Origin of the sequence: Actinomadura sp. BRA 177, assembly GCF_013372625.1 — a bacterium.
Lineage (GTDB): Bacteria > Actinomycetota > Actinomycetes > Streptosporangiales > Streptosporangiaceae > Spirillospora.
Genome location: NZ_JABXFD010000240.1, coordinates 1 through 11,442, shown reverse-complemented (window position 1 = coordinate 11,442; position 11,442 = coordinate 1). Strand labels below are relative to the sequence as shown.

The 11,442-nt window shown below is 72.9% G+C and carries 14 protein-coding genes and 1 pseudogene; 1 reads left to right on the top strand and 14 read right to left on the bottom strand.

The features are described 5' to 3' along the window. Positions 1 to 98: 98 nt before the first annotated feature. The 4 genes and pseudogenes from HUX53_RS09535 to HUX53_RS09520 all read right to left on the bottom strand — a co-directional run. Positions 99 to 485, bottom strand: a pseudogene (locus tag HUX53_RS09535) (ATP-binding cassette domain-containing protein); the annotation flags it as partial. Next, entirely contained in the window at positions 482 to 1,243 is a 762-nt protein-coding gene (locus HUX53_RS09530; protein WP_176402794.1) for an ABC transporter permease, read from the bottom strand. The gene HUX53_RS09530 and the pseudogene HUX53_RS09535, both read right to left, overlap by 4 nt. A gap of 32 nt (positions 1,244 to 1,275) precedes the next feature. Further along, positions 1,276 to 2,052: a molybdate ABC transporter substrate-binding protein gene (gene modA / locus HUX53_RS09525; RefSeq protein WP_176402789.1), complete on the bottom strand. Its 777-nt coding sequence runs from the start codon at positions 2,050 to 2,052 to the stop codon at positions 1,276 to 1,278. Beyond that, on the bottom strand, positions 2,049 to 2,462 hold the full coding sequence (locus HUX53_RS09520) for a molybdopterin-binding protein (RefSeq protein WP_176402788.1): 414 nt from the start codon (positions 2,460 to 2,462) through the stop codon (positions 2,049 to 2,051). The genes modA and HUX53_RS09520 overlap by 4 nt, the downstream gene beginning before the upstream one ends. Positions 2,463 to 2,722: 260 nt before the next feature. On the opposite strand from HUX53_RS09520, the gene HUX53_RS09515 reads away from it, so the two are divergent. Next, the gene (locus HUX53_RS09515) at positions 2,723 to 3,331 is read left to right on the top strand and encodes a hypothetical protein (protein WP_176402787.1); all 609 of its coding nucleotides are present in this window, start codon (positions 2,723 to 2,725) and stop codon (positions 3,329 to 3,331) included. Positions 3,332 to 3,335: 4 nt separating this feature from the next. On the opposite strand, the gene HUX53_RS09510 is transcribed toward HUX53_RS09515, so the two are convergent. The 10 genes from HUX53_RS09510 to HUX53_RS09465 all read right to left on the bottom strand — a co-directional run. Continuing rightward, entirely contained in the window at positions 3,336 to 3,539 is a 204-nt protein-coding gene (locus HUX53_RS09510; protein WP_176402786.1) for a hypothetical protein, read from the bottom strand. Between the two features lie 178 nt (positions 3,540 to 3,717). After that, the gene (gene der / locus HUX53_RS09505) at positions 3,718 to 5,088 is read right to left on the bottom strand and encodes a ribosome biogenesis GTPase Der (protein ID WP_309237137.1); all 1,371 of its coding nucleotides are present in this window, start codon (positions 5,086 to 5,088) and stop codon (positions 3,718 to 3,720) included. Positions 5,089 to 5,106: 18 nt separating this feature from the next. Beyond that, the gene (gene cmk / locus HUX53_RS09500) at positions 5,107 to 5,769 is read right to left on the bottom strand and encodes a (d)CMP kinase (protein WP_309237134.1); all 663 of its coding nucleotides are present in this window, start codon (positions 5,767 to 5,769) and stop codon (positions 5,107 to 5,109) included. A 136-nt stretch (positions 5,770 to 5,905) separates the two neighbouring features. Then, positions 5,906 to 7,000 (bottom strand): prephenate dehydrogenase, encoded by a 1,095-nt coding sequence (locus HUX53_RS09495; protein WP_309237133.1) that lies wholly within the window; start codon positions 6,998 to 7,000, stop codon positions 5,906 to 5,908. A gap of 47 nt (positions 7,001 to 7,047) precedes the next feature. Next, positions 7,048 to 7,410 (bottom strand): chorismate mutase, encoded by a 363-nt coding sequence (gene aroH, locus HUX53_RS09490; RefSeq protein ID WP_176402784.1) that lies wholly within the window; start codon positions 7,408 to 7,410, stop codon positions 7,048 to 7,050. A gap of 29 nt (positions 7,411 to 7,439) precedes the next feature. After that, a complete protein-coding gene (locus tag HUX53_RS09485) occupies positions 7,440 to 8,171 on the bottom strand; it encodes a pseudouridine synthase (RefSeq protein ID WP_176402783.1) in 732 nt (243 codons plus the stop codon). Positions 8,172 to 8,177: 6 nt separating this feature from the next. Next, positions 8,178 to 8,750, bottom strand: a complete 573-nt coding sequence (scpB, locus tag HUX53_RS09480) for an SMC-Scp complex subunit ScpB (protein ID WP_176402782.1) — start codon at positions 8,748 to 8,750, stop codon at positions 8,178 to 8,180. Further along, positions 8,743 to 9,657: a segregation/condensation protein A gene (locus HUX53_RS09475; RefSeq protein ID WP_309237136.1), complete on the bottom strand. Its 915-nt coding sequence runs from the start codon at positions 9,655 to 9,657 to the stop codon at positions 8,743 to 8,745. Before HUX53_RS09475 ends, scpB begins: the two co-directional genes overlap by 8 nt. A gap of 99 nt (positions 9,658 to 9,756) precedes the next feature. Then, the gene (locus tag HUX53_RS09470; RefSeq protein WP_309237135.1) at positions 9,757 to 10,626 is read right to left on the bottom strand and encodes a ParA family protein; all 870 of its coding nucleotides are present in this window, start codon (positions 10,624 to 10,626) and stop codon (positions 9,757 to 9,759) included. 193 nt (positions 10,627 to 10,819) lie between these two features. Beyond that, a partial coding sequence (locus tag HUX53_RS09465) for a tyrosine-type recombinase/integrase (RefSeq protein ID WP_255205082.1) occupies positions 10,820 to 11,442 on the bottom strand: 623 nt, incomplete at its 5' end.

The window sequence follows — 11,442 nt, the reverse complement described above, 5'->3', positions numbered from 1 at the left end:
TTGTTGTGGTTGGTGTGTTTTCTGTTTTCAGGCTGTGGCGAGCGCCGAGAGCTACACGATCCTCTTCGTCGGCAGCGTCAGTGGGGTATAAGGGACGGGGGGCGCGTCGAGGCGTACTCCGCGGGGCCCACGCGGTCCAGCCACTCGGCGGCGACGCGGCGGGCGGCGCGCCGGCCGGCGCCCCGGCAGCGCGGCCCGAACGCGACATTCTCCAGCGCGCTGAGGTGCGGGAACAGCAGGTAGTCCTGGAAGACCATGCCGATGCGGCGGCGGTCGGTCGGCAGCGGGCGCAGGTCCTCGCCGTCCACCCGGACGTGCCCGCCCGCCATCGGGACGAGCCCGGCCAGCGCCCGCAGCGCGGTGCTCTTGCCGGCGCCGTTCGGGCCGAGCAGCGCGACGACCTCGCCCGGCGCGGCGGTGAGCACCAGATCGAGGTCGAACGCCGCCCGCCGCACGATGAGGTGAGCCTCCAGGCCGTCGCTCATGTCGTGCTCACCCAGCGATCGCGCAGGGCGGCCAGGACGATCACCGACACGGCGAGCAGGACGAGGCTGAGCACGATCGCGGCCTGCGGGTCGGTCTCCAGCGCCAGGTAGACGGCGAGCGGCATCGTCTGCGTCCGGCCCGGGAAGTTGCCCGCGAAGGTGATCGTCGCGCCGAACTCGCCGAGCGCCCGCGCCCAGCACAGCACAGCGCCGGCGGCGACGCCGGGCGCGACGAGCGGCAGCGTGACCCGGCGGAAGATCGTCCAGCGGCCGGCGCCGAGGGTGGCGGCGGCCTCCTCGTAGCGCAGGTCGGCGGCGCGCAGCGCGCCCTCCACGCTGATCACCAGGAACGGCATCGCGACGAACGTCTCGGCCAGCACGACCCCGGCGGTGGTGAACGGGAACGTGATCCCGAACGTGGCGTCCAGCCAGCCGCCGACCAGGCCGCGCCGGCCGAGCACGAGCAGCAGCGCGACGCCGCCGACGACCGGCGGCAGCACCAGCGGCACCGTCACCAGCGCCCGGACGAGGCGGACGCCGGGGAACCGGACGCGGGCCAGCGTCCAGGCCAGCGGGACGCCGAACAGCACGCACAAGCAGGTGGCGAGAGTGGCGCTGAGCAGCGACAGGCGCAGCGCGTCCAGCACCTGCGGCTGCGCGAGCCGGGTGCCGAGCGTCGACCACGGCGCCCGGACGAGCAGGCCCACCAGGGGCAGCACCAGGAACGCCAGCCCGATCAGCGCGGGCAGCAGCAGCATCCACGGCGGCCGCCCCGGCACCGCGTCGGTTTTCACGGCGCCTCGAAGCCCGCCTTCGTCAGCACCGCCTTGCCCTGCTCGCCGAGGACGAGCTTGATGAAGTCCTTGGCGAGCGCGCTGTTCGGGGCCTTGGCGACCTCGACGATCGGGTAGTCGTTGACGGCCTTCGCCGCCTCCGGAAACTCGATGCCCGTGACCTCGCCGTCCGCCGCCTTGACGTCGGTGCGATAGACGAGCCCGGCGTCGGCCTCCCCCAGCCCGACCTTGGTGAGGACGGCCTTGACGTCCCGCTCCCGCGACGCGGGCTCGACCTGGACCCCGGCCGCGTCCAGCGCGGTCTTCGCGGCGGCGCCGCAGGGCACCTGCACGGCGCACAGGACCACCTTCAGCCCCGGCCTCGACAGATCACCGACCTTGGCCACGTTGCCGGGATTGTCCTTGGGGACGGCGATGACCAGCCGGTTCCTGGTGAATACCTGCGGCTGTCCGGCGGCGTCGCCGGCGTCGGTCACCGTCTTCATCGTGGCCGGGTTCGCGGACGCGAACACGTCCGCCGGAGCGCCCTGCGTGATCTGCTGCGCGAGCGTCGAGCTGCCGCCGAAGTTGAACCGGACGGTCACGCCGGGATGCGAGCCCTCGAACGTCTTCCCGAGCGCGGTGAACGTCTCGGTCAGCGAGGCCGCCGCGAACACCGTCAGCGTCCCGCCGCCGCTCGCACCGCCCGTCCCGGACGAGGCGTCCTCGACGTCGCCGCAGCCGGCGAGGACGGTGAGCAGGAGGGCGGCCGCGGCCGCGGTGCGCTTGATCATGATGCTCCCGGTTCCGCGACCTCGACCATGACGTTCGTCGACTTCACGACGGCCTCGGCGACCACGCCCACCTGGAGGCCGAGGTCGTCGGCGGCCTCGCGGCTCATCAGCGACACGACCCGGAACGGGCCCGCCTGGATCTCCACCTGCGCCATCACCCCGTCCCGGACGACGTCGGTGACGATGCCCCGGAGCCGGTTGCGCGCCGAGGAGAACCGCTCGGGCTGGTCGGACGGCGCCGCCCCGCGCGCCTGGTCGCGCACGAAGGCGGCCAGTTCCGCACCGGGCACCTGCCGGTGCCCGTGCTCGTCGCGGGACGCCGGGAGCCGCCCGCCGTCCACCCAGCGCCGCACGGTGTCGGCGCTGACGCCGAGCAGCCCCGCCGCCTCACTGATCCTGAACGTGGTCACCGGCCAATCCTAACCACATGCAGATACGAGCGAAACAACACCAACTACCCAGAGAATGCTAACCATCTGATGACATGACACTCGCAGATGCGTCCGCTGGGGCGGGCACCCGGCCCCCGGCGGTGGACGACCATGCTGTCGCTTTCCATGGAAATGCCCCCTTTTGGGCCATGTGTGGGTCTTCCGGCCGTGTGGACCGGCCCGCTCCGGGTAAACGGTGATTCAAAACAGAATCAGACGCCCGGTCAGGAGGAATGATCATGGCTGGGACCATGCGAGCACCACGCACCCGGGGCGTCCTCAGCGGAGTCCTGCTCGTCCTGCTGGGGCTGTGGGGCGGCCTGCTGCCCTTCGTCGGCCCCTACTTCGGCTTCGGCTTCGCGCCGGACGACACCTGGGTCTACACCACCGACCGGCTGCAACTCAGCATCGCCCCCGGCGCCGCCGCCGTCCTCGGCGGGCTGATCCTGCTGGTCAGCGCCCACCGCGCCGCCGCGATGCTCGGCGGCTGGCTGGCCGCGCTCGGCGGCGCCTGGTTCGCCGTGGGCGCGTTCCTCGCCACGCTGTGGGACGTACCGGGCATCGGCGCCCCGCTCGGCACCGGCAAGGGGCAGGTCGTCGCCGAGCAGCTGTCCGGATTCATCGGGCTCGGCGTCGTCATCGTGTTCCTCGCCGCGTTCGCGCTCGGCCGGTTCGCGGTCGTCGGCGCGCGGGAACGGGCCTGGGCGGACGAGCCCGGACCGGCCGGCGCCGGCACCACCCAGCCGATCGTGCACGGCCGGTACGCGCGGGAGAACCAGCCCGGTCAGGCCCCGCCGGCGCGGCCCGGCGACCAGCACGTGGCGGGCGAGCCGCGCTACGACCGCTGACGGGTCAGCGGTCGCGGGTGCGCATGTTGCGGACGGACTTGGTGGTCTCGTAGCTGGTGCGCTCGTCGTCCGTCCGGACGTCGTCGCGGTCGGTGAACATGGCCACGAAGGCGATCAGCAGCCCGACGCCGCCGATCCACGGCTCCCGCCAGGCGAAGCTGAGGGCCACGCATACCGCGGCCACCGAGAGCAGTAGCAAGAGCTTCACGTCGCACCCCTCGACCCGCGCCCTGGGGTCCGGGAGAGCTGGCCTCCCGGACGAAACCGGTGTCCGTCACGGGATCAGCGAGTAATGGAAGACTTACTCGCGTCCCGTAGAGTGCATCCTGACATGCCGCGGCCCGTCCGGGAAAGGTCCCGGGCGGGCCGCGACGCGAATATTTCCGTTACTTGCGGCCCTTGCCGCGCTTTTCGCGGATCTTCATCGTGATGTCCAGCGGCGTCCCGGCGAAGCCGAACTCCTCGCGCAGCCGCCGCTCGATGAACCGCCGGTAGCCCTCCTCCAGGAACCCGGAGGTGAACAGCACGAACCGCGGCGGCCGCACGCCCGCCTGCGTCGCGAACAGCACGCGCGGCTGCTTGCCGCCCCGCACCGGGTGCGGGTGGGAGTTCACCAGGTCGGCGAAGAACTGGTTCAGCTTGGACGTCGGGACGCGGGTGCCCCAGCCCTCCAGCGCGGTCTCGATGCCCGGCACCAGCTTCTCCATGTGCCGGCCGGTCTTCGCGGAGATGTTCACCCGCGGCGCCCAGCGCGCGTTGTGCAGCTGCCGGTCGATCTCGCGCTCCAGATAGTGGCGGCGCTCCTCGTCCAGCAGGTCCCACTTGTTGTAGGCGATCACCAGCGAGCGGCCCGACTCGACCACCATCGAGATGATCCGCAGGTCCTGCTCGGCGAGCGGCTGGTCGGCGTCCACCAGCACGACCGCGACCTCGGCGCGCTCCAGCGCCGACTGGGTGCGCAGCGTCGCGTAGAAGTCGGCGCCCTGGTTCTCCCGGTGCCGCCGCCGGATCCCGGCCGTGTCGATGAACCGCCAGGTCTTGCCGCCCAGCTCGATCAGCTCGTCGACCGGGTCGCGGGTCGTGCCGGCGACCGAGTCGACGACCGCGCGGTTCTCCCCCGCGAGCTTGTTCAGCAGGCTCGACTTGCCGACGTTCGGGCGGCCCAGCAGCGCCACCCGGCGCGGCCCGCCCTCGGCGCCGAACGTCTCCGCCGGCGGCTCCTCGGGCAGCGCGTCCAGCACCGCGTCGAGCAGGTCGCCGCTGCCGCGCCCGTGCAGGGCGCTGACCGGGTGCGGCTCGCCGATGCCGAGCGACCACAGCACCGCCGCGTCCGCCTCGGTGCCCATGTTGTCGACCTTGTTGGCGACCAGCACCACCGGCTTGCCGGACCGGCGCAGGATCTCCACCACGGCCTCGTCCACGTCGGTGGCGCCCACGGTCGCGTCGACCACGAACATCACCACGTCCGCGAGGTCGACCGCCAGCCGGGCCTGCTCGGCGATCGCCGCGGCCAGGCCGGACGAGTCGGGCAGCCAGCCGCCGGTGTCGACGACGGTGAACCGGCGCCCGCTCCACGTCGCGTCGTAGGCGACCCGGTCGCGGGTCACGCCCGGGACGTCCTCCACGACGGCCTCGCGGCGGCCCAGGATCCGGTTGACGAGGGTGGACTTGCCGACGTTCGGCCGTCCGACCACCGCCACGACCGGCGCGGGGCCCGCGTCGTCGGCGACGTCCTCGACGGCGTCGACGGTTTCGATGTCGTAATCGCTCACAGCTCACTCATGCTCTTTGGCGAGGCGGACAACCGCCTCGATGACCTCGGCGAGGCTCAGCTCCGTCGAGTCGATCTCGTGCGCGCCGGCCGCCTTCGTCAGCGGCGACGCCTTCCGGGTGGAGTCCAGGCGGTCCCGCCGCGCCTGCTCGGCCTGCGTGACCGTCACCGACGCGCCCGGGTCGGCGGCCAGGTCCTTCGCGCGGCGCGCGGCGCGCGCCTCCTCGCTGGCCGTCAGGTACACCTTCACGGCCGCGTCCGGCGCGACGACCGTGCCGATGTCGCGGCCCTCCACCACGATCCCGCCGGCCCCGATGATCTCCCGCTGCAGCTCCACGAGCCGGGTGCGGACCGCCGGGACGGCGCTGACCGCGCTGACCGCGTTCGTCACCGTGCGCTCGCGGATCGGGCCGGACACGTCCGTCCCGTCCACCGCGATCGCGGGCGCGTCCGGGTCGGTGCCGCAGGCGATCTCCGGGTCGGACGCGCGGGCCGCGACGGCGGCGCCGTCCTCGACCGGCACCCCGTTGTCCAGCATCCACCACGTCATGGCGCGGTACATCGCCCCGGTGTCGAGGTACCGCAGCCCGAGCGCGCGGGCGACGCCCTTGGACGCGCTGGACTTGCCCGAACCGGAGGGTCCGTCCATGGCGATGACGAGCGGCACGATCGCTCCCTCTCTTCTTCGTCCGAGCACCCGCCGACCCCGGTCGGCGGGCGAAGCGGGCGGCGCTCGTCGCCGCACCGGAGCGCAGGTGTCCCCTCGGACAAGCCCCGGCGAACCAGGCTACCGGTCCCGGGGACTAGCCGGGGACGGACCAGCCGCGGGCGCGGAGTTCGGACGCGAGGCGTTCGGCGGCCTCCGGGACGACCGACAGCTCCAGCACGCCCAGCGGGCGGCCGGGCGAGTGCTCGATCGTCACGTCCTCGATGTTGACCTGCGCGATCCCCGCCGCCTGGAAGATCATCGCCAGTTCGCCGGGGCGGTCCGGGATGACCACCTGGACGGTCGCGTAGGCGGGCTGGTCGCCGCCGTGCTTGCCGGGGATGCGGGACCGGCCCGCGTTCCCGCGCAGCAGCAGGTCCACGACGTGCGCGGCGGCCTCCTCGCTGCCGTCGCGCAGCAGCGACGCGGCCACCGCCAGGTCGGTGGCGACGGCCTCCAGCACGTCCGCGACGGGCTGGGAGTTCGCCGACAGGATGCCGATCCACAGCCGCGGGTCGCTCGCCGCGATCCGCGTCACGTCCCGGACGCCCTGCCCGGACAGGCCGAGCGCCACGTCGTCCGCGCCGGTCAGCCGGGCGGCAACGGCGGCCGACACCACGTGCGGGCCGTGCGAGACGAGCGCGACGGCGCGGTCGTGTTCGGCGGCGTCCACCTGGACCGGCATCGCCCCGCACGCCTTCGCCAGGCCGGTGACGACCGCGACGGTCTCCGGCGTCGCCTCCGGAGGCGCGCACAGCGCCCACGGCCGGCCGAGGAACAGGTCCGCGCGGGCGGCGCTCGGGCCCGACCGCTCGCTCCCGGCGAGGGGATGCCCCGCCACGAACGTCGTCAGGTCACAGCCCAGCTCGGCCGCCTGCGCGAGCGGCAGCGCCTTCACGCTCGCCACATCGGTGTAGGCGGTGGCGAGGCCGCGCTTCTGCGCGTCCAGCAGCGTCACCGCCACGGCGGCCGGCGGCACCGCGAGGACCGCCAGGTCGGCGGGCTCCTCGTGCGCCCCGTCCGGCAGCGCCTCCCCGGCGCCCAGCTCCACGGCCAGCGCCAGCGCCGCGGAGTCCCGGTCGGTCAGCAGCACCTCGGCGCCGCGCTCGCGCATCGCCAGGGCGATCGACGTCCCGATCAGGCCCGTCCCGACGACGACGATCCGCCGCGCCACCCTCTCGTCCTCGCTCACCCGGAAACCCTACTGCGCTCTACCAATTGCCTCGCTCCGCTCGGGCGCTATTGCGCGATGTCGAGGCGCAGCGCCGTCGCGCCGCGCAGGTACACGTGCTGGACGTCCGCCCGGGGACGGCCCGTCTCGATGTGCGCCATCAGCCGGATCACCCGGGGCAGCGCGCCCGGAACGCCGATCTCCGTCGCGCACAGCAGCGGCACCTCGTGGAAGCCGAGCTTGCGGGCGGCGAGCGCCGGGAACTCCGCCGTCAGGTCGGGCGTCACCGTGAAGATGACGCTGATCACGTCGTCGGTGCTCAGCCCGTTGCGGGACATCACCTCGGCGACCAGCTCCGTCGTCGCCTCCAGGATCTGGTCCCGGTCGTCGGCGTCGATCTGCGTCGCCCCGCGGACCGCGCGTACCGCCACAGTCGTCTCCCCTCTCGTGCCCGGACGTCCTACAGCCCGACGGCCTCGTACAGCTCGCCGATCTCCCGCACGGTCAGCGCCCGCATCCCGCCCGGCTGCAGCGACCCCAGTTTGATCGGCCCGAACTCTATGCGGGCGAGCTGCTGGACGGGGAACCCGGCCTCCTTCAGCAGCCGCCGCACGATGTGCTTGCGCCCCTCGTGGAGCGTGATCTCCACCAGGACGCGGCGGCCGACCTGGTCGAAGATGCGGAACTTGTCGGCCTTCGCGGGCCCGTCGTCCAGCGTCAGCCCCGCCCGCAGCCGCTTGCCGAGGTCGCGCGGGATCGGGCCGTGGATCTCCGCCAGGTACGTCTTGTACACCCCGTAGGACGGGTGGGTGAGGCGGTGCGACAGCTCCCCGTCGTTGGTCAGCAGGATCAGGCCCTCGGTGTCGGTGTCGAGCCGGCCGACGTGGAACAGCCGCTCGGGCACCTCCACGTAGTCGGCGAGGGACTTGCGGCCCCGCTCGTCCGACATCGTGGACACCACGCCGCGCGGCTTGTTGATCGCGTAGTACCGCATCTCGGCGCGGGTCTCGACCCGCTTGCCGTCCACGTGGATCACGGCGGTCTGCGGGTCGACGCGCTCACCGAACCGGAACACCTTCTTGCCGTCCACGGTGACGCGGCCCTCGCCGATCAGCTCCTCGCAGTGGCGGCGGCTGCCGATCCCGGCCTCGGCCAGGACCTTCTGCAGCCGGACGCCCTCGTTCTCGCTCACGTGTCCTCAGCTATCCACTATGTCGTCAGGCAGGTCATCGGGCAGGTAGGGGGCGAGCTCGGGCAGCTCGTCGAGGTCGCGGAGGCCGAGGCGCTCCAGGAAGTACCCGGTCGTGCGGTACAGGTGCGCCTGCGACTCGGGGTCCTGCCCGGCGTCCTCGACCAGGCCGCGCAGCGTCAGCGTCCGCATGACGCCGTCGCTGTTGACGCCGCGGATCGCCGACACGCGGGCGCGGCTCACCGGCTGCCGGTAGGCGACGACGGCGAGCGTCTCCAGCGCGGCCTGCGTCAGCCGCGCCTGCTGCCCGTCGGTGACGAACCGCTCCACGACCGGGGCGCACACGTCCCGGGTGTAGAACCGCCAGCCGCCGGCGACCTCCCTGAGATCGAACCCCCGGCCCTGCTCGGTGTATTCCGCGGCCAGCTCCCGCAGCGTCTCCTCGACCTCGCCGCGGGGGCGCTCCAGCAGCTGCGCCAGCGTCATCACCGTGGCCGGCTCGTCCACGACCAGCAGGATCGCCTCGATCGAGGCGCGCAGCCCCGGAAGGTCCGGCGCCTCCGCGCCGGGTGCCTCAGTCATCGTCGTCCTCGTCCTTCTTCCGCGCCTCGCCGGAGTCGTCCTTGTCGGCGTCGTCGTTATCGGCGTCGTCCTTCTTGGGGGCGCCCTCGTAGTCGTCGCCGACCTCGACGTCACCGTCGTCGGCGCCGGTCCAGGTCACGTGCAGTTCGCCGAGGGGCTCGTCCTGCTCGAACGTGACGGCCTGCTCCCGGTACAGCTCCAGCACCGCCAGGAACCGCGCGACGACCTCGTAGGTGCCCTCGGCGTCGGCCGCGAGGACGCGGAACGTCGTCCGGCGCAGCCTGCGCAGCAGCGCCACGACGATCGCGGCCTGCTCCTTGACGCTGGCCTTCGGCTGGTAGATGTGCTCGACCGACACCGCGGGCGGCGCCTTCGGCGTGAGCGCCTTCGCGGCGAGCCGCGCGAACTGGTCCGGGCCGAGGCCGAGCAGCACCTCCGGCAGCAGGTTCGCGAACTTCGGCTCCATCGGCACCAGGCGCGGGAACCGCCGGCTCGCCTCGGCGATCCGCGCGGCGAGGACCTGCGCGACCTCCTTGTAGGCGCGGTACTGCAGCAGCCGCGCGAACAGCAGGTCGCGGGCCTCCAGCAGCGCCAGGTCGTCCTCGTCGTCGACCTCGCCGGACGGCAGCAGCCGCGCGGCCTTCAGGTCCAGCAGCGTCGCGGCGACCAGCAGGAAGTGGCTGGCCTGGTCGAGGTCCCAGTCCCGGCCGTAGGAGCGGATGTGCGCGATGAAGTCGTCGGTGACCTTGTGCAGGGACACCTCGGTGATGTCGAGCTTGTGCTTGGAGATCAGCCCGAGCAGCAGGTCGAACGGGCCCTCGAAGTTGTCCAGGTGGACGCGGAAGCCGTGCTCCTCCTCGGCCCCCTGCTCGCCTCCCCGCCCCGGTTCCGGCGACGTCTCGTCCACGTCGCTCACGGTAGCGGAGTGCTCCTCCCGCGCTGTGCTCACCGGCCACATCGTCCCATGCCGGACGCGCCGCTCGCACTCAGCGGACGGCGGGCCCGGTCACTCCGCCTCGGCGGCCCACCGGACGAGGACCTCGCGGGCCAGGCTGCGGTAGGCGTTCGCGCCCATCGAGTTCGGGTCGAAGAACGTGATCGGCTCCCCGGCGACCGTCGCGTCGGGGAAGCGCACCGTCCGGTTGATGACGGTGTGGAAGACCGTGTCGCCGAACGCCTCGACGATGCGGCCGAGGACCTCGCGGGTGTGCAGCGTCCGCGAGTCGTACATGGTGCCGAGGACGCCGTCGATGACCAGGTCCGGGTTGATCCGGCCCTGCACCTTCTCGATGGTCTCCATCAGCAGCGCGACGCCGCGCATCGCGAAGTACTCGCACTCCAGCGGGATCAGCACGCCCTCGGCGGCGGCCAGCGCGTTGACGGTGAGCAGGCCGAGCGACGGCTGGCAGTCGATGAGGATGTAGTCGTAGTGCGGGATCGCCGACTTCAGCGTGCCCTGCAGGATGTACTCGCGCCCGACCTCGTGGACGAGCTGGACCTCCGCGCCGGACAGGTCGATGTTGCTCGGCAGCAGGTCCATCCCGTCGACGCCGGTCTCGATGACGACGTCCTCCCACTCGGTGTCGCGTTCGAGCAGCAGGTTGTGGATCGTCACGTCCAGCTGGCGCGGGTCGCCCTTGCCCAGGCCGACCGACAGGGCGCCCTGCGGGTCGAAGTCGACGAGCAGGACCCGGCGGCCGTACTCGGCGAGCGCCGCACCCAGGTTGATCGTCGTGGTGGTCTTGCCGACGCCGCCCTTCTGGTTGCAGACGGCCACGATCCGCGCGGGCCCGTGCTCGCCCAGCGGCTCCGGCTCCGGGAACACCGGCCGGGGCCGCTGCGTGGGTCCGAGGGCACGGCTCGGATCGGTCTCTATGGTGGCGGAGGACAGGACTCCATCCGCACTGTCGGTGCTGGTCACCAGATCCCTCCCCGGCGGCCGGAAATGCCGTCAGAACGGGGACTCTAGGGGCGTCGATCCCGGGCCACAAGCCGACGCGCGCCGAACGTCGCGATTTGTGCCGCGACCGGTCTGTCCCGTTCGTCCCCTGATGCGCGGCCGCCGGCGGTCAGCTCCGCGCCCGCGGGTGCGAGGTCGCGTACACCTCCCGCAGCAGCTGGACCGTCACCAGGGTGTAGACCTGCGTCGTGGTCACCGACGCGTGCCCGAGCAGCTCCTGGACGACGCGGACGTCGGCTCCCCCGTCCAGCAGATGGGTCGCGAACGAGTGCCGCAGCGTGTGCGGGGACACCTCCGACAGCTGCGCCCGGTCGGCGGCGGCGCGCAGCACCATCCAGGCGCCCTGCCGCGACAGCCGCCCGCCGCGCGCGTTCAGGAACAGCGCCGGGCCGCCCCGTCCCGCCCCGGCGAGCCCGGGCCGGGCGCGCACCAGGTAGGCGTCCACGGCCTCGCGGGCGTAGTCGCCGATGGGCACCACCCGGGCCTTGCCGCCCTTGCCGGCGACGCGGGCGAACCCGTCCCGCAGGTCGAGGTCGTCGACGTCCAGGCCGACGGCCTCGGAGATCCGCGCGCCCGACCCGTAGAGCAGCTCCAGCAGCGCGCGGTCGCGCAGGCCGCGCGCGCTGCCCGGGTCGCCGGCCCGTCCAGCAGATGGGTCGCGAACGAGTGCCGCAGCGTGTGCGGGGACACCTCCGACAGCTGCGCCCGGTCGGCGGCGGCGCGCAGCACCAT